The organism is Suttonella indologenes (assembly GCF_900460215.1).
Taxonomy (GTDB): Bacteria; Pseudomonadota; Gammaproteobacteria; order Cardiobacteriales; family Cardiobacteriaceae; genus Suttonella; species Suttonella indologenes.
In genome coordinates, this window is record NZ_UHIA01000004.1 from 1,132,816 (window position 1) to 1,152,461 (window position 19,646).

A 19,646-nucleotide genomic window follows, 5' to 3' on the forward strand; every position below is an offset into this window, starting at 1 on the left:
GCATGATGTCTGATTCGATGATTACAGAATTGCTGGTGCATACCGGCGATTCCGCTGCCAAGCAAAAAGCCTTGGTTTATCCGAGCCTGTCGCGTGCCGAATCATGGCGCTGGACGCCCTTGAAAGCCTTACGCAGCATCAGCCGCCGCGTGGACTGCGCCGCTTACCAATATGATTTTCCGGATGCGGTGCAGGTGTCTGAAACCGACGAAGCGCGCGATTTGGATATGGCTTTCTTGCATAGCCAAATCGACGCGCCTTTTGCCGCCGTCAATATGGCATTAGCCGATGATGTGCTGCACATCCGCATTCCCGCGCAAACATTCGAGCAACCGCTGGCGATTCATTTGGATGCCGTGGGCAAAAAATGGCAATTTTCACGGATGTTGATTGAAGTGGCGGCAGAGGCGAAAGCGGCTTTATGGCTGGATATGCGTGCCGAACGCGAGGCGGCGCAACTGCCTTTGATTGCGTTGGAAGTCGGCGCAAACAGCGAATTCGATATGGTGCTGTGGCTGGGCGCGGCGGATGAGGGTGCGGCGAATACGCAGTGCGCCTATATCGGCGCCAAGCAGCAAGCACACAGCAAACTGCGCATCAATGCGGTGCAAAACGGCGCGGCATTGGCGCGAGTGGACGTGCAAGCCGAGATTCACGGCGCAGAGGCGGAATTTTTATTCGGCGGCGTACAGATGCTCAGCGGCGAGCAAGTCGGCGATTATCATGTGAACGTGCGCCATATGAGCGAAGGCAGCCAAAGCAATCAAGTCGTGCGCGGTGCTTTGCGCGACAAATCCAACGGCATTTTCGACGGCATGATTTATGTCGCCCACGGCGCACAGCAAACCGATGCCAAGCAAGACAGCCGCTATATCCTGCTTTCGAACGAAGCCAAATCGCATTCCGTGCCGCGTTTGGAAATTTATGCCGATGACGTGCAATGCGCGCACGGCTCGACAGTCGGCTTTTTAGACCCTGAATCGCTGTTTTATCTGCAATCACGCGGTATTGACCTAGAAACCGCGCAAGTGATGCTGATCAGCAGCTTCTTGCATGAAGCGGTGGTCGTGGAGCATGAAGCCTTAGCTGCCAATTTGCATGAAGCGATTAGCCAAACATGGACAGGCGGCGATGAAGACTGATTTAGCCGGCGAATTTCCCATTCTCAGCCGTCAAATACACGGCCATCCCTTGACCTATTTAGACAATGCCGCCAGCACGCAGAAACCCCTGCGCGTGATTGAAGCCATGCAGCATTGTCTGCAGCATGAATACAGCAACATTCATCGCGGTGTGCATTTTCTTTCGCAGCAACTGACGCAGCAATATGACCGCGTGCGCGAAAAAACCGCCGCCTTTCTTAATGCCGCATCCGCGCAAGAAATCGTCTTTACCAAAGGCACGACCGAGGCGCTGAACCTCTTAGCCTCTTCTTTAGGCGAACTACTGCTGCAAGCAGGCGACAAAGTATTGATCAGCGCCATGGAGCATCATGCCAATATCGTGCCTTGGCAAATCGCCTGCCGCCGCTTCGGTGCGGAATTGCTTGTTTTGCCGATGAACGACAAAGGTGAACTGCTTATAGAAGACTTTGATACCTACTTAGACGGCGTCAAAATTTTCTCTATCTGCCACGTCTCAAACGTATTGGGCAGTATCAACCCCATCGCGCCGCTCATCGCCAAAGCCAAAGCGCGCGGCATTACCACGATTGTTGACGGCGCGCAGGCGGTTGCGCATCTGCCGGTGGACGTGCAGGCGCTGGACTGCGATTTCTATGTTTTTTCAGGGCATAAACTCTACGGACCGACCGCCGTCGGCGTTCTCTACGGTCGCTACGAACTTTTAGAAGCCATGCCGCCCTATCAAGGCGGCGGCGACATGATTTTATCCGTGAGCTTTGAAAAAACCCTTTACGCACCGCCGCCGCTGAAATTTGAAGCCGGCACGCCACCGATTGTGGAAGTCATCGGCTTGGGCGCAGCATTGGAATGGTTGCAAGACATCGGTTTACCGAATCTCGCCGCGCATGAAGAACAGCTGCGCATAGAAGCGGAAGCCGCACTGAGCGAATTGAACGGTGTAAGCATCTACGGACAAGCGGCACAAAAAGCTGCGGTCATTTCCTTTACCCTGCAAGACATTCATCCCCATGATGCGGGAACGATTATGGACAGCCGCGGTCTCGCCGTACGTGTCGGACATCATTGCGCAGAACCGATTATGCGCTTCTTCGGCATTCCCGCCACCATCCGCGCCTCATTTGCCGCCTATAACGACAGCGCGGACATTGCGCGTTTAGTCGCAGCAGTCAAAACCACTCAGGATTTATTCGCATGAATGATTTAAAAACCCTTTATCAAGAAGTCATTCTTGATCACAGCAAAAAACCGCGCAATTTTCATGCACTAGAGCACCATAGCCATGCTGCAACCGGACATAATCCGCTGTGCGGCGATAATCTGAAAGTCTTTGTGCGGGTGGAAAACGGTATCATACAGGATGTGAGCTTTGTCGGCGACGGCTGTGCCATCTCCAAAGCCTCCGCCTCTTTGATGACGGAAATGGCAAAAGGCAAAAGCATAGAAGAATTTCAGCAACTCTATGCCCAATTTCATCAAGTAGCGACCACACAAGAGCCGATTCCAGCGGATTTCGGCAAACTGCAAGTCTTGGCAGGGGTACGCGACTATCCTTCGCGCGTCAAATGCGCCACCTTGGCTTGGCATACCTTAGACGCCGCCTTACATCATCAAGACAGCGCCAAAACCGAATAACAGGAAGCATTATGGAATTTGAGCAAATCCCCTTTCAAAAAGATATTGACGACCCCGCCTTATCGCCGCTCGAGCGCGACATCATCACCGAGCTAAAAAGCGTTTATGACCCTGAAATTCCTGTCGATATCTATGAATTAGGACTGATATACGACATTCAATACGACAAAAAAACCGGACAAGCCGATATTCATATGACCCTGACCGCGCCGGGCTGTCCTGTGGCAGGCGTCATGCCGGATTGGGTCAAAGAAGCGGTAGAAAGAGTTGACGGCGTAGAGCATTGCGAAGTGCATATGGAATGGGATCCGCCTTGGCGCATGGACATGATGAGCCTGCGAGCAAAAATCGAATTAAACATGATTTAAACCGAATGGTTGCAGCGAGGTAAATGTTTGCCGCAAAGGAGCTGTCTGTTTTCTCCGAAGGCATGGCTATCTTCTTAAACTCCTTTAAATCACAGAAAACATTTTCTACCAAATGACGCCATTTGTACATATGCCGGTCATAAGCACATTGCAGTTTTCGCTTGCTCGTCGGCGGAATCACCGCTTGGCAAGCTCTTCGTTCAGTTCCTCTAACAGCCAATCTGAAACCTTTGCAAAACCCCAAAGCACCTAAGTTGCTTTGGGGTTTTCAACAAGAATGGCATCATCTGCCCAAATTTTACCCATTCCCCCTGATTAAACAGCCTATTTCAGGCTGCCTACTGCCTTTTCAGGCAGCAATAGGCGCAATTAGCCTTAACTTGTTGGCTGCTTTCAACAAATTCAAACACATCACCTTCAACACCATTTGCCCTTTGACTTTTTCCAAACCAAAATAGCTCGCCCGTTTACACTTAAACAGTCGGTGCAAAATGGCAAAGCTCTGCTCTACACGATAGCGAACTTTTGATAGTCCCTTATTGCGCTCAATATCATCTCGGTTCAATGGTTGCTTACGATGGGCTTTACGCATTATCCCGTCTTTTAATTTGTGCTTTTCTAAAAAAGTCCGATTTTCTTTGCTGTCGTAACCTTTGTCGGTATATATGGTTACGCCTTCTTCAACATGGTCTAACACACTTGCCAAATGTTTGACATCTACTGCATTAGCAGGAGTAACGTGGATTTGTTCAATAAAACCTTCCGCATCCGTACGCGCATGCAGTTTGTAGCCCAAATGCCAGTGTCCGCTTTTAATCGTCCATTTGGCATCGGTGTCTTTGCTCGCTGGCGTATCGCTTACTTGGATTTTGGTTTGTTCTTGATTTTCAGTTTGTTCGGTATGTTCGCTGACTTCAATGGCTTTCTTGAGTTTGTCGCCTGCGGTTTGGATAATGGTGGCATCCACAATGGCGGTTTGGGCTTTTTCTACTTTGAGTTTGTTTTGAGCCAGTTGTTGGTTGATTTGTTGATTGAGTTCGTCCAACAAACCATCTTGTATCAGCCAGTTACGAAAACGGTTGAGTGTGCTGTGGTCGGGCAAATTCATTTCGTCTGGAAATTGATAAAAAATCATGAAATCCAATCGGGTAACCAGACTGCGTTCTAATTCAGGGTCGGAAAGACTGTGCCATTGTCCCAACAATATTGCACGAAACATCGGCAACAACGGATAAGCAGGACGATCGCCGTGGTCGCGCAAATCAGCCACTTTTTTACTGGCAAGTGTGTGTTCAATGGCTTGCCAATCGAGCAGTTGGGTGATTTTAAGCAAGGGGAAACGGTCAGCGTATTGGTTTAACAGAGTTTGGGCGGAGTGGTATAGTCGAAGAGTTTAAAAAGAGTTACAGCTTTGTCTCTCTTTTCTATACTCTCTACTGTCTGCAATTTGCCACTTTGTATCAGTTTTTCAATTCTTCAACTATAGAAGAAGCTGCTCATGGAAAAGTCCTCTAAATTCTGGGTTGGGGAAATTTAGAGGATTTTTTGGGGTTTTGCAAAGGTTTCAATCTGCATCAAAGGCTTTGTCTGCCAGTAAAGCATTAAACTCTTTGTTTTTAATTAGCGCTTCGACACCGACAATGTCGTGACGTTGCTCGGGTAATAGGGTGAATGAAACCCAATTGCCCAATGCGTCGACCAAGGCCAAGATTTTGGTACTCATACCACCTTTGGATTTACCAATAGCCTGATTTGAAGTCCCCTTTTTGCACCTTGTCCGTGGCGGTGGACTTTAACAATGGTGCCGTCAATCATAGCGTATTCCATATCAGGATCTCCCCGCAGTGCTTCAAAGATTACGGCAAAACGCTCAGCCTTGACCCATCTGCGATAGCGTTGGAACACGCTGTTCCACTTACCGAATTCTTCAGGTAAATCACGCCAGGGACTGCCTGTACGAATAATCCACAACACTGCTTCGATAAACAATCGGTTGTCTTTTGCGCTTCTTCCGTCATCTGTGACTTTACCGGCACAAAGCGGCTCTATCTTGGCCCATTGGGCATCACTTAGCATTAATCTGTTTCATATCAATAGCATGCCATCAATTCAACGTATGTCAACAGCCCCTAAATTTGTAGAGTTTTTCATTTCTTTAAGCGTAAACTTTCTTTTTGATACAGAGTTATAGTAAATTCATGACAAAGTTGCACACCTAAAAACATCAAGTTTTACTATTGTGTGGGCTAACATATAAAAACTGTGTCTTTATTTGAGCTGAATTGACTATACTACGGTAAGTCGGAATAATTTCGTCCAATGAATTATGTAAATTCATGACAAAAATCGCAAAAATCATACAAATCTAAATCCTAAATCAACAGGCAATATAAGTCTTATATTTTGAATTTAACATAACGTTCCTTCTGCGAATATCGGTTTCGCCGGTTTCGCCGGTTTCGCCGTGCTGCGCACGGTACATGCCGAGCGGTAATCTTTGGAGTTTTTTTTGGCTGACCAAGGGCGTGATAATTGAGTGCTTCGATAAGGGCATGAGGGGCTGCCACCTAAGGCTAATCGATAGCCTAAGGCTCAGGGGTTAGGGGCGGACTACGTCCGCGCTTACGCCGAACAAGATTCATCACGCGCTACGCTGCTGCGCAGCTTGCGTGACGATGAGGGGCGCGGCTACTTAGTAAAGGCTATGGATTGGCATTCTTGCGCTCATATCGACAGTAGGCTGCCCAGACGCTCAATGCGTAATAGACCACATAGGGCATTTGGCGATAACTGGCATTTTGAGGATTGCTCAAATAGGCTCTAAATTCACGTTTAGGCACCTCGAGGACGCGCGCAATTTCGTTTTGCGCCAATCCAATATCATCAACCAATTGACGCAGATGCTGCATATCAAGATTTTTATTAAGTTTTTCAGGTTTCATAAAAAAGGGGCTTGCGCCCCCTCCGTTAATGCATGAACAGTTTGATAACCGCATAAACAGCTGCAAATGCACCTGCTCCAACAACCAACGGATAATAGACCGTTTCTTTAATCAATTTCATGCTTTCTTTTTGTACTTTTTCCGTTTCTGCATTGATTTTTTGGGTTTCTGCATTCATCTTTTGCATTTCCGCATTAATCTTCTGCATTTGCGCCAACATTAAATTGATTTCCGCTTTTAATTTCTCAGCTTCTAAAGTTGTCATAATAACTCCTTAAATTAAGTGATACGCCAAATCCGACATGGATTAGCATCTGTAATTATAGCTTAAGTCAAGTCTTATTGTCTTGTTGTGCTTTATTATTTCTTGGCTTAGTCGCATCAAAATAGCCCTCTTTGACATAAGCGCGGCAGACGCTTTGGGGATAATCTCGCATCAGCGTGCCTTGCTGCGTGTAGCAGATACAGTTTCTTTTCGAAGACACACATTGAGGCCGCGGAAAATCAACAGGCTTGCGCAAATCGTCATAGGCGGGGGCGGTTTCGGGTATCGCCTCAATACGCGGCACATAGTCGGTCATCGGATTAAAAGACCTGCGCTCCTCATAGGCGGTGTTTCGAGTGAGACTGCTGCCAAAATCAGATAAACATTACAGGCTTGTTAGATTAGTACCAAAAATGGTACAAAGTCAGGTACTACTATACCCGACTTTTAGCTTGCACTTCGCGCGCGCCAAAAGAATATTTGACGGCTTGGTTATAATCTGATAAATACCCTGCTCCCAACAAGGAGCAGACATGCAGCTATCGAAAAACGAAATCCTGATGTTGCTGCGTATGCCTCATGGCATACGCGCAACTTATTTGCTATGGCGTTTAGGTATCTCAAGCAAATACATTACAAGCGCCGAGACCTACTCACGGCATCGTCGCTATTTGCTGTCAAAACACGGCATAGACATCACAAAAGACAGCGGGCTTCCCCCTAGCCCTATCAACGAGAGGGCGCTATATGCGCCCAAATTTAAGCCTTTTTCTGCGCCGCAAATTCTGTTCGATTTTGCGGCTTTTTTCTTGACTGATTTTTTGGTTTAAAGTGTTGTTAAAAACAAGATTGTTAATCTTTCTTCTACGAACTGTTTTCTTTTTTGATTTTTTTAGGCTTAGCCAAGAGCAAGAACGTTCCTTCTACGTTCTTTAAGGCGTGTTGAACATTGAGAAAGAAAATTTTGTCAAAAAGATAGCGAGATAGTACACTTTAAGCTCTGACTCAAAAAGAGAACTACTCGCTATGACTAAGTCCAGACTCATGCTAAACGATAAGCACGATAATCAATGGAAAAGACTTAAACCCATTCTACTTGAAATTGGATTATATAACAAACCCAACTTACGAAAGACTGTAGAAGGTGTATTGTATCGAATGCGAGTAGGCTTACCATGGCGAGACCTACCCAAATATTTTGGGAAACACAATACAGTTTACAAAGCCTTCAACCGTTGGTCAGCCAATAAGCAGAAAGATTTATACTTAATTGTAAAACAACAAACGGATGTGATGCTCCCGTTTCCTGGTCTAACTTAGCTTCTGGTACTGCTCATGAAAGGGTAGATATTGAAATTAGGACAGGTAAGGCGTTCGAATAATGGAAATTGATAATATTTTAAATGATAAAGATTGGGCTAGAAATTTAAAAAAGTATAAGATTATTGAAGATTATATTTTCCAAATATTTCAAGATACTCTAAGGTGTATCGACGGTGATATTAAATTTTGGAAAATTCCTTTCTTCAATACTCCTTTTTTTGAAAATGAAGAAAATGGTAATCCAATATTTTCAGCTTTAAACCAACAGAGAAACTATATAATTAAGGTAATAATTGATGAAGAATATTCTGCATTGACATCATGGAAAAGTGAATTTAATTCAATTCCCCTAGATGTTATTTATATGAATTCTAACTATTTGAAAGAAATCAAAGAAAATTTTAAAGAGATAATTCTTAACCATAAAAAAATATTCTTAATTCAAAAAATGGAAAGTAAGGAGTCAAATACAAAATAATAGAAAGAAGCTGAAGGGGGTATCTGCGGAAAAGCCTTGCAAGTAGCAAGTCAAAAAGGACAAATCATTTACCATATTACCAAAGATAATTACAGTCAGATTTTACCTCAATTAAAGTTAAGTTCTCATGTGATGAGTGATATCCGTGATGCCATATCTGCAGGTCGTGAAGTGACTGCTCATGAAAGAAATATTAGTGTAAAAGGTTGGACTGGTTTGGGTTATGTCATTCTTGTCCCGACTACTGGGGCTGGGGCTTATTTGATTGATGGTGGGGCGAATGGGGGACTGGCTTTTGCAGTCGGAGCAGCATTGGGGTCATTATTAGCTTTGATTGTTCTACCTATGGCTCCTGTAAGTGTAGGTGTTGCTGTTTTATTTACTCCATATATTCTTTTCGCTATTGCTGCAATTACAGTTTTATTGTATTTGTTCTGGGATACTATAAAAGATAACGAGTTTGCTAGGTCATGTTTCTTGTTAGGACTAGGTTTTGGGTTTGGGATTCGGTTGGGGTTAGGTCAATTAACTCTTACTATGCGGAGTTTAATTCAGTTTGTAGCTGGCACAGGAGTAGCATTTGGTGCTGGTTGGTTCACAGGGGTTGACAAATGCTTAAAGTGAGTTTAATTAAATTTAAGTTTTATTTTAATAAATTTATATTTTAATCAATGTTTTAACTTTTATATTATTTTATTTTCTATTAGTTCAGCAGAAAGATTTTATATATCTTCTACTTTTAACTACCGCTTTAATATCACAGCGAGATAGTACACTTTAAGCTCTGAACCAAAAAGAGAACTACTCGCTATGACTAAGTCCAGACTCATGCTAAATGATAAGCAATGGAAAAGACTTAAACCCATTTCACTTGAAATTGGATTATATGACAAATCCAACTTACGAAAGACTGTAGAAGATGTATTGTATCGAATGCGAGTAGGCTTACCATGGCGAGACTTACCCAAATATTTTGGGAAATACAATACAGTTTACAAAGCCTTCAACCGTTGGTCAGCCAATAACAAGCTCATTTTACTGTTTAACAAAGTAATAAACCAACCAGACATGGAATGGGTCTTTATTGATGGTAGCCACATCAAAGCCCATCAACATAGCAGTGGAGCAAACCCTAAAGACCAAGCGATTGCTAAAAGTCATGGGGGTAATACAACTAAAATACATTTAGCCGTTGATGCTCATGGTAATCCAATTACCTTTATCATCACTGATGGCACAACCCATGACATCAAAATGGCAAAAGACTTGGTAGATAAAGTTAATTTAAGCAATGTTGTCATGCTAAGTGCTGATAAAGGCTATGATTCACAATTAAAGATTATCGAGCGATTGCCACACGCTTTGATAAGCTAAAAAGAAACTTTGAAAATAATGTGGCTCTAGCCTTTGCTTATCAATGGATTAAGATATGAATGTTCAACAGACTCTAATAATAACTATCAACAGGTATCTGTCTGCGTTTGTAGCTGCTCTTAAATGAGCGCTCCTAAAAGTAGGACTAAACAAGACCAACTAATAAAGACGCAGCTCAAAAAACAAACATGTACTAAATGCCGTACTTCAAACTTGAATCTAAGAACAAAAAATATGAACTTTAGGCAGATTTATACTTATGAACTTACTCCAAATTCTGCACTTGTTCGCGCATTTGTTCGATAATCACTTTCAAATCCACCGCCGCTTTGCTCAATAGATTGTCGCCGGCTTTGGCACTAAGCGTATTGGCTTCGCGGTTAAATTCCTGCATGAGAAAATCCATTTTGCGCCCGATAGCGCTTTGCTCGTTCAAACTTTGCCGCGCTTCCTGAATATGAAAGCGAATGCGGTCGATTTCTTCCCGTATATCGCTTTTATTCAGCATAAAAACAATCTCTTGCTCAAGCCGGTCTTGATTTATTTCCATCTGCAAAGCGGCGATTTTCTCCTGCAATTGCTCGCGGCGCTGCCGTTCAATCTGCGGCACTGCGGCATCAATTGTCTGCATCTGCTGTTCAATCTGCTCCAATTGCTCTAATAACACCTGCTTGATTTGTTCGCCTTCGCGCTGGCGCATCTCCAATAAATTGGCAATCGCGGTATCTAAAGATTCCAAAATCGCCTGATTCAGCTCCTCTTGGTCAACCGCCGATTCGACCAATACGCCGGGCAAATTCAGCATCGTCTGCCAATCAGGTTTGCCTAGCGACTGCATCACGCCGCTGTCGGAGAAAGCTAATAACCAGCGTTTCATAATCGACGGGTTCAAGCTCACTTCCCGACCGGCCTGCAGCCGCTTCACGCCAATCCAAATATCCACTTTGCCGCGATACAAGGCTTGCTGAAATTTTTGGCGGATAATGTTTTCAATGCTGCGCATTCCCTCGGGCAATTTGACCTGCACTTCCAAAAAACGATGATTCACCGTTTTAATTTCAATCGAGTAAGAAAAATCCGCAAAACTTCCTTCGCTCCCCGCAAATGCGGTCATACTCATTCTCACGACATAATCCTTTGGTCTTAGCTGCAAAAAGCCCACTGTACACGTTTTTGCAGGCAATTTCATTGCTTTTACCGCCGCTTTTTTTGCTAAAATGCCGCGTTTTTATTTCAAACTTTTATAGATAAGGATAATTATGCGCCCCAGTCATCGTCTTGCGGATCAAATGCGTCCGCTCAGTATTGAATGTGATGTGAACTGCTATGCGGAAGGCTCCGCCCTCATCAGCATTGGCAAGACGAAAGTACTCTGCACCGCTACCGTCGAAGACAAAGTACCGCCCTTTCTGCGCGGCAAAAATCAAGGCTGGGTCACGGCGGAATACAGCATGCTGCCACGCGCCACGCACGAACGCACGGCACGCGAATCCGCCCGCGGCAAGCAGCAAGGGCGCACGGTAGAAATTCAGCGTCTCATCGGACGGGCTTTGCGCGCCGTTGTCGATTTACAAGCTCTAGGCGAACATTGCATCACTATCGACTGCGATGTCTTGCAAGCCGACGGCGGCACGCGTACCGCCGCCATTAGCGGCGGCTTTGTCGCTATGGCGACAGCCATCCGCAAATTAATGGCGCAAGGCAAATTGAAAAACAATCCCCTGCACGGACAATTGGCGGCGGTATCGGTAGGCATTTACAATGGCAGCCCCGTGCTGGATTTGGAATACGCCGAAGACAGCGAAGCGGAAACCGATATGAATATCGTCATGAACGATGCCGGTGCTTTCATCGAAATACAAGGCACTGCCGAAGGACATGCTTTCCGCCGCGAAGAAATGAATCAAATGCTCGATTTGGCGGAAAAAGGCATTCGGGGAATCATGGAGGAGCAGCGTCGCGTCTTAGGATTGGGTGCATGAGCGACATCGTCTTAGCCAGCAATAATGCCGGCAAAATCGCCGAGTTCAATGCCCTGTTTTCAGGCTTAAATCTAAACATTATCGCCCAAGGCACATTAGGCATCGGCGAAGCGGAAGAAAATGCCGACACCTTTGTCGAAAACGCCCTGATTAAAGCGCGTCATGCCGCCAAAGCCGGCGGCAAAGCGGCTTTGGCAGACGATTCGGGCTTAGTCGTTCCTGCATTGGGCGGCGCGCCCGGCGTCTATTCCGCACGTTATGCAGGCCGCCACGGCGATGATGCCGCCAATAATGCCAAACTGCTTGCAGAACTTGCAGATAGCGCAGCGCGCGAAGCCTATTTCGTCTGCATCATTGCTTATCTGCGCCATGCCGACGACCCTTTGCCGATTATCGCGCAGGGCATCTGGCAAGGCAGCATTGCGCACTCTGTCAGCGGCGCAAACGGCTTTGGCTATGACCCGCTATTTATCCCGCAAGGCATGAACTGCTCCAGCGCGCAGTTAAGCCCCGAAGAGAAAAATGCCCTTAGCCATCGCGGTCAAGCCATGCAGTCCTTGATGCGACAATTGCATCCGCTTTATGCAAAAGAAAGCTAGAGCATTTTTAGGCAAATGCCATTTCATTCATTTGCCGGCGGTTTTTTTACTTAGCTCGAGGCTATAATAGCCCTTAAATTTTAATAATGGCATTATCATCATGAATTTTTGGAAACGTCTGGAAAAATGGGCGCATCAATGGAACAGTCCGGCAGGTTTTGACCGCTTAAGCGGTAATATCCTGCCTTGGCTCAGCCCCTTGGCTTGGCTACTGCTGACAGTCGGCATCATTTGGGGCTTGGCATTTGCGCCGATGGATTACCAGCAGAAAAACTCTTTCCGCATCATCTATATCCATGTGCCGAGTGCCGCTTTGTCGATGTCGATTTATCTCATGATGGCGGTCGCTTCTTTTGTGTATTTTGTCTGGCGCATACGCTTGGCGGCGATTTTCGCCCGTGCCGCTGCGCCTTTCGGCGCATTAGTCACCGCGCTTGCCTTATTAACCGGCGCAATTTGGGGCAAACCTACTTGGGGCACCTATTGGACTTGGGATGCCCGCCTGACCTCCGAATTGATTCTGCTCTTTATCTATATTGCCTACATGAGCCTGCAAATGAGCATTGACAATCGCGATCAAGCCGATCGCCTAAGCGCCATTCTCGCCATTGTCGGCGTCATCAATATTCCGATTATTCACTATTCCGTAATTTGGTGGAATTCCCTGCATCAGGGCGCGACCTTATTCAAAGTTTCCGCTCCCTCAATTAGCAGTAGCATGCTGTATCCGCTGCTGATTTGTCTGGCAGCGTTTTATATGCTCTTTTTCGCTTATGTGATTCGGGAAATGCAGAATCAAATTTTAAAAACGCGGATTAAGCGTTTATTGGAGGTCTAATGGCATTTGCCAATTTCGCAGAATTTTTACAGATGGGCAAGCACGGCGCTTATGTATGGACGGCTTACACCCTTGTAATAACGGGATTAATCGCTATTCATCTCATCACCCATATCCGTTATAAACGCCTGCAAGCACAGCTTGCCGCGCTCAAAAAAGAGGCAGATACATCATCATGAAACCGGTCAAAAAGAAACGTCTATACCTTGTTACGGGGATTTTTTCCGTCTGCGCCATCGCCATCGGACTGATGATTTATGCCATGGGCAGCGATTTAAACCATTACTATTCATTAGAGCAAATCGCCGCCGGCGAAGCGCCTAAAGACCAAGCGGGCATCCGTGTCGGCGGCATGGTGGCGGCTGGCAGTCTGCAACGCGAAGGCGAAACCTTGAACATCTCTTTCCGCATTACCGATTTTCGTCATCCCGAACTGCCGATTCGCTACAGCGGCATCCTGCCTGATTTATTCCGCGAAGGACAAGGCGTTATTGCCCGCGGCACACTCGGCAGCGACGGCGAATTCCGCGCCACCGAAATTTTAGCCAAACACGATGAAAACTATATGCCGCCCGAAGTCAAAGCGGATATGGAAAAAAGCGGCTACCAACACAAAAGCCAGCAAGGAAGTGCGCCTTGATCGACTGGGGAGAATTCGGACATTACGCGCTTATCTTAGCTGCGGCGGTTGCCGCGATTGCCGTCGTCAGCGCCTTATTCGCCGCAGACAAACTCCGCAGCACACAGCTAGTCTTGCAAGCGAGCAAATTGCAGTTTTATTTATGCAGCTTCAGCATGTTGAGCTTAGGCATCGCCTTTTACGACAATGATTTTTCCCTGCAATACGTCGCCAATCACAGTAACAGCCTCCTGCCTTGGTATTACCGCATTACTGCGATTTGGGGCGGACACGAAGGCTCCTTACTGCTTTGGATTTGGATGCTCAATTTATGGACATACTGCGTCGCCATCTTCAGCCGCAGCCTGCCTGCCGGTTTCCGCACTCGCGTATTGGGCATACTCTCCTATATCGCCCTAGGCTTTTATCTCTTTATATTGCTGACCTCCAACCCCTTTGCGCGTTATGATTTTGCGCCCTTTGACGGACGCGATCTCAATCCCCTCCTGCAAGACCCCGGACTCATCTTCCATCCGCCTCTGCTCTATGCCGGCTATGTCGGCTTTGCCGTGGCATTTGCCTTTGTACTTGCCGGCTTATGGCAGGGACGTTTGGACAGTTTATGGCTGCGCCGCGCCCGTCCGTGGACACTCTGGGCATGGCTGAGTCTGACATTGGGCATCAGCCTCGGCAGCTATTGGGCATATTATGAACTCGGCTGGGGCGGCTGGTGGTTTTGGGATCCTGTAGAAAACGCCTCATTGATGCCTTGGCTGCTCGGCACTGCCCTGATTCACAGCTTAATCGCCTCGGAAAAACGCAGCCTGTTCCGCATTTGGACGGCGCTGCTTGCCATTTCGACCTTCTCTTTATGTCTGATCGGCACCTTCCTAGTCCGCTCCGGCGTGCTGACGTCCGTCCATGCCTTTGCCAGCGATGCCACGCGCGGCATCTTTATTCTCGCCCTCTTGATTGCCATCAGCTTACCGGCGCTTATCCTATTGATTATGCGCGCCAATACCATCAGCCATAGCGGCGATTACGCCATCTTTTCCAAAGAAACGGGGCTGCTCATCAATAATTGGCTGCTCTCGGGATTATGCTTGGTCGTCTTTGTCGGCACCCTTTATCCCTTAGTGGCAGACGTACTCTCACTAGGCAAAATCTCGGTCGGCGCACCCTATTTCAACCGCTTTACCGTGCCGCTGGCGTTGCTGATGCTCTTTTTAATGGGCTTTTATCCGCTCCTGCGCTGGAAGCGCGACCGCCTACAGCGCCTCAAGCCGCATCTTGGCATTGCCCTTGTTTTCGCCGCCGTATTAACCGCAATCTGCATGAAATGGCTGCTGCCGCATTGGCAACACACCGCCGCTCTCAGCATCTTTTTAAGCGCCTTTGCTTTAGCGGCGGTATTGATTGATTACCTCGAGCGGATTAAGCAGCAAGGCAGCAAAGCCCTGAAACCGCGCGGTGCCATTGCCGGCATGCTGCTGGCTCACGCGGGTTTAATCGTGATGATTTTCGGCATTACCGGCGCTTCTCTTTATGATGAAGAACGCGATATCAGCATCAAAGAAGGCGACAGCATTCAGATGCACGATTACCGTATCACACTCACAGGACTGCAAAGCTACAGCGGTGCAAACTACCGCTCCGTGCAAGGACGCTTTTTGCTGCAAAAAGACAGCGATGCGCAATTTGCCGCCCTGCTTCTGCCTGCCAAACGCAATTATTTCTCCTCAACCATGCCGATGACCGAATCCGACCGCCTCGTTACCCCCAGCCATGATGTATACATCGCGATGGGCGAAGAAATCGGCGCGAACACATGGGCGGTGCGCGTGCAATACAAACCCTTTATCAGCTGGGTATGGATCGGTTCCTTAATCATGGCATTAGGCGGCATCGTCGCCGCTTTCGACCGCGCCTACCGTAGCCGCCTCAAAGAGGATATCGCATGAAAAACAAACAAATTCTACTTGCCGTTATTTTATTGGGTGCTTTTGCGGGGCTGCTCTTTTTCTTTGTCAAAGGACTGGGCAAAGACCCGCGCAGCTTGGAAAATACCGCCGTCGGTAAAAACATCAACAGCACGCAGCAAATCAAATTAGAACTGCCCGATTTGTTCAGCGGCGAAATGCGCAGTCTTGCCGACATGCCGCTGCCGCCCTATCTGCTCAACGTATGGGGCAGCTGGTGTCCCGCCTGCTACACCGAGCATCCCTATCTCTTGCAACTAAGCAAAACCATTCCCATCGTCGGACTCAATTGGCCGGCAAATAATCCTAATGAACAGGCGGATGCCCAACGTTTTTTACAAGAACTGGGCAATCCCTATCAGCAAACCCTGACCGATATTAGCGGCACGACCATTATCGATCTAGGCGTTTACGGCGCGCCCGAAACCTTCTTAATCGGCGCAGACGGCAGCATCTTGCACCGCTATGCCGGCCCATTAAACGCCGACATTTGGCAACAGCAATTCCTCCCATTGCTCAAAAAATAAGACTATGAATACTATCGACTTACTTCTTTCTCATCACAGCGTGCGCCAATTCAGCGGGCAAAGCATTGCAGAAGAAACCCTACAGCGCCTGATTGCCGGCGCACAAGCCGCGCCCACCTCACACTATGTGCAAGCCTACAGCATTATCGGCATCACAGACCCCGCGCTCAAACAAGCCCTTGCCGCTATCTCCGGACAAGCCCATGCCTTGAACAACGCCCGTTTACTCGTCTTTATTGCCGATTTCAACCGCCATGCCGAGTTACTGGAAGATAAACAACACCTCGGCAGCGCCGAAAATCTACTGGTTGCCGCCATTGATGCCAGCCTTGCGGCGCAAAACCTCTGCATCGCTGCGGAAAGTCTGGGCATCGGCTGCTGCTATCTCGGTTCATTACGCAATCAAGTCGCAGAAATCATTCGCTTATTAGAATTACCACGCTTTACCTTCCCTCTATTCGGCATCGCTCTGGGCTATCCCGCCGCCGATGCCGACAGCGAACAAAAACCGCGCCTGCCGATGGCAGAAATTTATCATCAAAACCGCTACGACAGCCGCGAACGCGCCCGACATCTCGCCGATTACGACGCGCAAGTACAAGCCTATTATGCCGCCCGCGCACGCGGACAAAAAAACCAGCAATGGACGACGCAAATGCGCGACTTTTTCAGCCGACCACGCCGTCAAGAAATTGCCGACGTTTTACAATCACAGGGATTTTGGCAGTTATGAAACGCCTTATTTGCATACTCGCACTCAGCTTCGGCATCCATGTCAGCCATGCGCAAGCCATTGACAGCGGCAGCCAATTCAACACGCAGGAAGAAAAAGCCCTCTATCAGGAAATGGTGCGCGTCATCCGCTGCCCCACCTGTCAAAACCAAGACATCGCCGAATCCAATGCCCCGCTTGCCAAACAATTACGCGACCTCATCGCCGAGCAAATCAAAGCCGGAAAAAACGGCGATGAAATCACGGATTATCTGGTAGAACGCTACGGCGATTTCATTACTTATGCGCCGCGCCTGCAAAAAAACACCGTCGTTCTATGGTTTGCACCTATCACATTCATGCTCTTTGCCCTCGGCTTCTGGCTCTTTATCCGCCACAGCCGACAATATAAACAGCAGCGCCTCAATCCGGAACAAGAAGCGCAATTACAGGCATGGCTCAAACAATACGGCAAGGTGGGCTCATGATTTACCTGCTCATACTGCTGACCATCGCCAGCCTCATCTACCTACTGGGTGGACGCCCGGCGCCGATTATCGCGCGCGAAGAAGAAGCCCGCCGCCTCATCGCCCAATACCAAGAACACAGCGATGCCGATAAAGACCCGCAAGGAAAAAGCGAAAGAGATTACCGTCTCTACCAAGAGCTCGCCGCCCTGCTCGGCAAAGACAATGGCGGCGCGCAAGGCAAACTCTCCGGCATCATATATCTGCTGGTGCCGGCATGCTTTTGCCTTGCCATCATGGCATGGCAGCTGCGCGGCGGCGCGGAAATGCAGCGCTGGCAGGGGTTATATCGCAGCATCGGCGCAGAAATCGCCCAACATAAAATCTATGGCAAAAACCTGCTCGATCAAGCCGCCTTTAGACAAAACATCAATCAACGGGTCAACAGCTCCGGCTTTTTCCCCGCAGGCAGCCGCCACACCCCGCTGCTTGTCTATTGCCAAGCCCTGCAACGCCAACTGGATCGCAGCGACATCATTCAGCTGGACGCCCTAGGACATTGCTACAGCGAATTAGGACTGTTTGAACTCGCCGCGCCGGTCTATGATCGCATCGACCATCTGCAACCCGATGCCACCAACCATATCTTGGCATGGGCACAAGCCAAAACCCTTGCCAATCCCGAGCAGCCGCCGGCGCCGGAAGTGATGCAGAAACTGCACAAACTGCTCGCCGTCGAGCCGGATAACAGCCTCGCCCTGCTCTTTCTAGCCTCCGCCTATCAGCAGCATCAGCAAATGGACAAAGCCCTGCCCCTATGGCAGCAATTGCTGACACTCCTTCCTCAAGACGACCCACTTTACCCTGCCATACGCCAAGCGGCAGACAAGGCCCGACAACAGCTAGACTCTGGCAGCGCAAGCCAAGAGCAGAACATCAGCGGCGATAATCCTCACACTCAAAACCAAGCAAACGCCAGCGCAAACAAAAGCTATGCGGTCAGCGTCAGCATTGCGCCCGAAATCCTAGCGCAACTGCCTGCCACCGCCCGATTATTCCTCATCATCGCGCCGGCAGGACAGAAAATGCCCTTAGCGGTAAAAATGCTCCCGCCGCAAGCCGCGCAAGACATCAACATCAGCGATGCCGACAGCATGGCAGGCGCCTCGCTGAGCGAATATCCGCAACTGGTCATCCGCGCCCTGCTCAGCCCCTCGGGTACCGTCGGCGACAATGCCGTCTATCTTTTGGAAACAGCGGCAGACGACAGCCGCCGCATCGAACTGCACTTCAAGCCATGACCTTACTCATCAGTGCAGAAAACATCAGCATCTTACGCGGTCAGCATCTCATCATCCGCCAAGCCTCGTTGGATATTCCGGCAGGACAAACCATTCATCTGATTGGCGAAAACGGCAGCGGCAAAACCACCCTGCTGCAAGCCCTCGCGGGACTGTTACCAATTAGCGCCGGCAACATTATCCGCCATAGCGAACTACTCTATTTAGGACACCGCGCCGGCATCAAAGGGCTGCTCAGTGTCACTGAAAACCTCTACATGGCAGCACGCCTCTATCACGGCATGAACAAAACAGCAGCTCATGCCGCCATCCCTCAAGCCCTAGCACAAATGGGCATCGCACATCTTGCCCAACGCCAAGCCCGCCACCTCTCCGCAGGGCAGCAGCGCCGCGTGCAACTCGCCCGTTTATGGCTGCCTAGCCCCGCATTATGGCTGCTGGACGAACCCCTGACCGCACTGGATATCAAAACTGCCGCCGTACTCGCCGCACATTGTGAAAACCACATCGACAAAGGCGGCGCCATCCTCCTGACCTCGCACCAACACTTTCCCATGACGGCAAACAAACTCAGGCAAATCGACCTTAGCGATTTAAGCCCTGCGCAAAGCACCGCAGGAGCAAATCACGACTGGGATGAGGACAGTTTTTAACAGGCTCTATAGTCAAAGAATTGAAAAAGTATTACGGCGTTGGCTCGCCTTGTCGTACGCTCTTGTACTGTCTGCGGCTCGCCGCCTTGTATAGCCGTTAAACTTTAAAACAAGACGGAATTTCCTACGAAGAGCAAAGAAAGCAAAGTTTTGAGCAAAACTCGCTACGCAGAGCCGGCGAAACTGCAAATTTCCACAAAACCAGTTACGGAGCACTTAAAATCCCCTTTTGCCTTGCCACAGACAGCGCAGGATTTTTCGGGAACAAGCGCGTCACTGTTTGAGCGATTAACGAAGTCCGAAGCGTTTTGACGCGCGCCGAACCATAAAAATTAATTTGGCAAGCTGGCAAGGGAACTCCGCGTAGCGGAGCAAGGCAAGTGGCTGCCTTTACGTTGCTTACTAGCGTTTCTTTGGTGATTGCTTTGCGTACTTTCTTTGG

24 protein-coding genes and 3 pseudogenes are annotated in these 19,646 nt (G+C 48.3%); 20 read left to right on the forward strand and 7 right to left on the reverse strand.

The genetic code is table 11. The features are described from left to right. Positions 1 to 5: 5 nt before the first annotated feature. Genes sufD through DYC63_RS09600 form a run of 4 tightly spaced genes read left to right on the forward strand, consistent with a single transcriptional unit; the run spans position 6 to position 3,145 of the window. Complete coding sequence (sufD, locus tag DYC63_RS09585; RefSeq protein ID WP_245888128.1) at positions 6 to 1,142, forward strand: Fe-S cluster assembly protein SufD; 1,137 nt, start codon at positions 6 to 8, stop codon at positions 1,140 to 1,142. Continuing rightward, a complete protein-coding gene (locus DYC63_RS09590; protein WP_245888129.1) occupies positions 1,099 to 2,340 on the forward strand; it encodes a SufS family cysteine desulfurase in 1,242 nt (413 codons plus the stop codon). Before sufD ends, DYC63_RS09590 begins: the two co-directional genes overlap by 44 nt. Beyond that, the gene (gene sufU / locus DYC63_RS09595) at positions 2,337 to 2,777 is read left to right on the forward strand and encodes a Fe-S cluster assembly sulfur transfer protein SufU (protein WP_115219020.1); all 441 of its coding nucleotides are present in this window, start codon (positions 2,337 to 2,339) and stop codon (positions 2,775 to 2,777) included. Before DYC63_RS09590 ends, sufU begins: the two co-directional genes overlap by 4 nt. Positions 2,778 to 2,788: 11 nt before the next feature. Further along, on the forward strand, positions 2,789 to 3,145 hold the full coding sequence (locus DYC63_RS09600) for a DUF59 domain-containing protein (RefSeq protein WP_115219021.1): 357 nt from the start codon (positions 2,789 to 2,791) through the stop codon (positions 3,143 to 3,145). A gap of 349 nt (positions 3,146 to 3,494) precedes the next feature. On the opposite strand, the gene DYC63_RS09610 is transcribed toward DYC63_RS09600, so the two are convergent. The 6 genes and pseudogenes from DYC63_RS09610 to DYC63_RS09630 form a co-directional block, all read right to left on the reverse strand. Then, positions 3,495 to 4,508 (reverse strand): IS5 family transposase, encoded by a 1,014-nt coding sequence (locus DYC63_RS09610; RefSeq protein ID WP_115219023.1) that lies wholly within the window; start codon positions 4,506 to 4,508, stop codon positions 3,495 to 3,497. 204 nt (positions 4,509 to 4,712) lie between these two features. Then, a pseudogene (locus DYC63_RS09615) lies at positions 4,713 to 5,221 on the reverse strand (IS5 family transposase); the annotation flags it as partial. A 301-nt stretch (positions 5,222 to 5,522) separates the two neighbouring features. Beyond that, positions 5,523 to 5,699 carry a hypothetical protein gene (locus DYC63_RS12705; protein WP_172459485.1) on the reverse strand — a complete coding sequence of 59 codons (177 nt, stop codon included), beginning with the start codon at positions 5,697 to 5,699 and terminating at the stop codon, positions 5,523 to 5,525. Between the two features lie 148 nt (positions 5,700 to 5,847). Then, on the reverse strand, positions 5,848 to 6,087 hold the full coding sequence (locus DYC63_RS09620; protein WP_115219024.1) for a hypothetical protein: 240 nt from the start codon (positions 6,085 to 6,087) through the stop codon (positions 5,848 to 5,850). Between the two features lie 25 nt (positions 6,088 to 6,112). Continuing rightward, positions 6,113 to 6,352 carry a hypothetical protein gene (locus DYC63_RS09625; protein WP_115219025.1) on the reverse strand — a complete coding sequence of 80 codons (240 nt, stop codon included), beginning with the start codon at positions 6,350 to 6,352 and terminating at the stop codon, positions 6,113 to 6,115. Between the two features lie 67 nt (positions 6,353 to 6,419). Next, complete coding sequence (locus DYC63_RS09630; RefSeq protein WP_115219026.1) at positions 6,420 to 6,668, reverse strand: hypothetical protein; 249 nt, start codon at positions 6,666 to 6,668, stop codon at positions 6,420 to 6,422. Positions 6,669 to 6,885: 217 nt separating this feature from the next. Here DYC63_RS09630 and DYC63_RS09635 point away from each other — a divergent pair, with 217 nt between their 5' ends. The 5 genes and pseudogenes from DYC63_RS09635 to DYC63_RS09655 all read left to right on the forward strand — a co-directional run bounded on the left by DYC63_RS09635 (position 6,886) and on the right by DYC63_RS09655 (position 9,586). Next, positions 6,886 to 7,182 carry a hypothetical protein gene (locus tag DYC63_RS09635; RefSeq protein WP_115219027.1) on the forward strand — a complete coding sequence of 99 codons (297 nt, stop codon included), beginning with the start codon at positions 6,886 to 6,888 and terminating at the stop codon, positions 7,180 to 7,182. Positions 7,183 to 7,378: 196 nt separating this feature from the next. Further along, positions 7,379 to 7,597: pseudogene (locus tag DYC63_RS13220) on the forward strand (transposase); the annotation flags it as partial. 136 nt (positions 7,598 to 7,733) lie between these two features. Beyond that, a complete protein-coding gene (locus tag DYC63_RS09645; RefSeq protein WP_115219028.1) occupies positions 7,734 to 8,153 on the forward strand; it encodes a hypothetical protein in 420 nt (139 codons plus the stop codon). 36 nt (positions 8,154 to 8,189) lie between these two features. Continuing rightward, positions 8,190 to 8,777 (forward strand): hypothetical protein, encoded by a 588-nt coding sequence (locus DYC63_RS12740; protein ID WP_174892112.1) that lies wholly within the window; start codon positions 8,190 to 8,192, stop codon positions 8,775 to 8,777. 186 nt (positions 8,778 to 8,963) lie between these two features. Then, positions 8,964 to 9,586 (forward strand): annotated as a pseudogene (locus tag DYC63_RS09655) (IS5 family transposase). Between the two features lie 206 nt (positions 9,587 to 9,792). On the opposite strand, the gene DYC63_RS09660 reads toward DYC63_RS09655, so the two are convergent. After that, positions 9,793 to 10,716: a YicC/YloC family endoribonuclease gene (locus DYC63_RS09660; RefSeq protein ID WP_115219029.1), complete on the reverse strand. Its 924-nt coding sequence runs from the start codon at positions 10,714 to 10,716 to the stop codon at positions 9,793 to 9,795. A gap of 70 nt (positions 10,717 to 10,786) precedes the next feature. Between DYC63_RS09660 and rph the strand changes: the two genes are divergently transcribed. The 11 genes from rph (at position 10,787) to ccmA (ending at position 19,204) form a co-directional block, all read left to right on the forward strand. Continuing rightward, on the forward strand, positions 10,787 to 11,509 hold the full coding sequence (gene rph, locus DYC63_RS09665) for a ribonuclease PH (RefSeq protein ID WP_115219030.1): 723 nt from the start codon (positions 10,787 to 10,789) through the stop codon (positions 11,507 to 11,509). Next, complete coding sequence (gene rdgB, locus DYC63_RS09670) at positions 11,506 to 12,108, forward strand: RdgB/HAM1 family non-canonical purine NTP pyrophosphatase (RefSeq protein WP_115219031.1); 603 nt, start codon at positions 11,506 to 11,508, stop codon at positions 12,106 to 12,108. Before rph ends, rdgB begins: the two co-directional genes overlap by 4 nt. 118 nt (positions 12,109 to 12,226) lie before the next feature. Next, positions 12,227 to 12,946, forward strand: coding sequence for a heme ABC transporter permease CcmC (gene ccmC / locus DYC63_RS09675; RefSeq protein ID WP_425452134.1), 720 nt, complete (start codon positions 12,227 to 12,229; stop codon positions 12,944 to 12,946). Next, the gene (ccmD, locus tag DYC63_RS09680; protein ID WP_115219033.1) at positions 12,946 to 13,125 is read left to right on the forward strand and encodes a heme exporter protein CcmD; all 180 of its coding nucleotides are present in this window, start codon (positions 12,946 to 12,948) and stop codon (positions 13,123 to 13,125) included. Before ccmC ends, ccmD begins: the two co-directional genes overlap by 1 nt. Then, on the forward strand, positions 13,122 to 13,586 hold the full coding sequence (gene ccmE / locus DYC63_RS09685) for a cytochrome c maturation protein CcmE (RefSeq protein ID WP_115219034.1): 465 nt from the start codon (positions 13,122 to 13,124) through the stop codon (positions 13,584 to 13,586). Before ccmD ends, ccmE begins: the two co-directional genes overlap by 4 nt. Next, the gene (locus tag DYC63_RS09690) at positions 13,583 to 15,526 is read left to right on the forward strand and encodes a heme lyase CcmF/NrfE family subunit (protein WP_245888132.1); all 1,944 of its coding nucleotides are present in this window, start codon (positions 13,583 to 13,585) and stop codon (positions 15,524 to 15,526) included. Before ccmE ends, DYC63_RS09690 begins: the two co-directional genes overlap by 4 nt. Beyond that, positions 15,523 to 16,071 (forward strand): DsbE family thiol:disulfide interchange protein, encoded by a 549-nt coding sequence (locus tag DYC63_RS09695; RefSeq protein WP_115219035.1) that lies wholly within the window; start codon positions 15,523 to 15,525, stop codon positions 16,069 to 16,071. The genes DYC63_RS09690 and DYC63_RS09695 overlap by 4 nt, the downstream gene beginning before the upstream one ends. Positions 16,072 to 16,075: 4 nt before the next feature. After that, positions 16,076 to 16,804, forward strand: a complete 729-nt coding sequence (gene nfsA, locus DYC63_RS09700; RefSeq protein WP_115219036.1) for an oxygen-insensitive NADPH nitroreductase — start codon at positions 16,076 to 16,078, stop codon at positions 16,802 to 16,804. Beyond that, on the forward strand, positions 16,801 to 17,271 hold the full coding sequence (locus DYC63_RS09705) for a cytochrome c-type biogenesis protein (RefSeq protein WP_172459487.1): 471 nt from the start codon (positions 16,801 to 16,803) through the stop codon (positions 17,269 to 17,271). The genes nfsA and DYC63_RS09705 overlap by 4 nt, the downstream gene beginning before the upstream one ends. Continuing rightward, entirely contained in the window at positions 17,268 to 18,551 is a 1,284-nt protein-coding gene (locus tag DYC63_RS09710; protein ID WP_115219038.1) for a tetratricopeptide repeat protein, read from the forward strand. The genes DYC63_RS09705 and DYC63_RS09710 overlap by 4 nt, the downstream gene beginning before the upstream one ends. After that, positions 18,548 to 19,204 carry a heme ABC exporter ATP-binding protein CcmA gene (ccmA, locus tag DYC63_RS09715; RefSeq protein ID WP_115219039.1) on the forward strand — a complete coding sequence of 219 codons (657 nt, stop codon included), beginning with the start codon at positions 18,548 to 18,550 and terminating at the stop codon, positions 19,202 to 19,204. The genes DYC63_RS09710 and ccmA overlap by 4 nt, the downstream gene beginning before the upstream one ends. Positions 19,205 to 19,646 lie beyond the last annotated feature (442 nt).

What these genes read in the sequence shown, in the direction of transcription:
- sufD (WP_245888128.1), top strand. Translation starts at nt 6, where the DNA reads ATGTCTGATTCGATGATTACAGAATTGCTGGTGCATACCGGCGATTCC.
- DYC63_RS09590 (WP_245888129.1), top strand. Translation starts at nt 1,099, where the DNA reads ATGAAGCGATTAGCCAAACATGGACAGGCGGCGATGAAGACTGATTTA.
- sufU (WP_115219020.1), top strand. Translation starts at nt 2,337, where the DNA reads ATGAATGATTTAAAAACCCTTTATCAAGAAGTCATTCTTGATCACAGC.
- DYC63_RS09600 (WP_115219021.1), top strand. Translation starts at nt 2,789, where the DNA reads ATGGAATTTGAGCAAATCCCCTTTCAAAAAGATATTGACGACCCCGCC.
- DYC63_RS12705 (WP_172459485.1), bottom strand. Translation starts at nt 5,699, where the DNA reads ATGCCCTTATCGAAGCACTCAATTATCACGCCCTTGGTCAGCCAAAAA.
- DYC63_RS09620 (WP_115219024.1), bottom strand. Translation starts at nt 6,087, where the DNA reads ATGAAACCTGAAAAACTTAATAAAAATCTTGATATGCAGCATCTGCGT.
- DYC63_RS09625 (WP_115219025.1), bottom strand. Translation starts at nt 6,352, where the DNA reads ATGACAACTTTAGAAGCTGAGAAATTAAAAGCGGAAATCAATTTAATG.
- DYC63_RS09630 (WP_115219026.1), bottom strand. Translation starts at nt 6,668, where the DNA reads ATGACCGACTATGTGCCGCGTATTGAGGCGATACCCGAAACCGCCCCC.
- DYC63_RS09635 (WP_115219027.1), top strand. Translation starts at nt 6,886, where the DNA reads ATGCAGCTATCGAAAAACGAAATCCTGATGTTGCTGCGTATGCCTCAT.
- DYC63_RS09645 (WP_115219028.1), top strand. Translation starts at nt 7,734, where the DNA reads ATGGAAATTGATAATATTTTAAATGATAAAGATTGGGCTAGAAATTTA.
- DYC63_RS09660 (WP_115219029.1), bottom strand. Translation starts at nt 10,716, where the DNA reads ATGAAATTGCCTGCAAAAACGTGTACAGTGGGCTTTTTGCAGCTAAGA.
- rph (WP_115219030.1), top strand. Translation starts at nt 10,787, where the DNA reads ATGCGCCCCAGTCATCGTCTTGCGGATCAAATGCGTCCGCTCAGTATT.
- rdgB (WP_115219031.1), top strand. Translation starts at nt 11,506, where the DNA reads ATGAGCGACATCGTCTTAGCCAGCAATAATGCCGGCAAAATCGCCGAG.
- ccmD (WP_115219033.1), top strand. Translation starts at nt 12,946, where the DNA reads ATGGCATTTGCCAATTTCGCAGAATTTTTACAGATGGGCAAGCACGGC.
- ccmE (WP_115219034.1), top strand. Translation starts at nt 13,122, where the DNA reads ATGAAACCGGTCAAAAAGAAACGTCTATACCTTGTTACGGGGATTTTT.
- DYC63_RS09695 (WP_115219035.1), top strand. Translation starts at nt 15,523, where the DNA reads ATGAAAAACAAACAAATTCTACTTGCCGTTATTTTATTGGGTGCTTTT.
- nfsA (WP_115219036.1), top strand. Translation starts at nt 16,076, where the DNA reads ATGAATACTATCGACTTACTTCTTTCTCATCACAGCGTGCGCCAATTC.
- DYC63_RS09705 (WP_172459487.1), top strand. Translation starts at nt 16,801, where the DNA reads ATGAAACGCCTTATTTGCATACTCGCACTCAGCTTCGGCATCCATGTC.
- DYC63_RS09710 (WP_115219038.1), top strand. Translation starts at nt 17,268, where the DNA reads ATGATTTACCTGCTCATACTGCTGACCATCGCCAGCCTCATCTACCTA.
- ccmA (WP_115219039.1), top strand. Translation starts at nt 18,548, where the DNA reads ATGACCTTACTCATCAGTGCAGAAAACATCAGCATCTTACGCGGTCAG.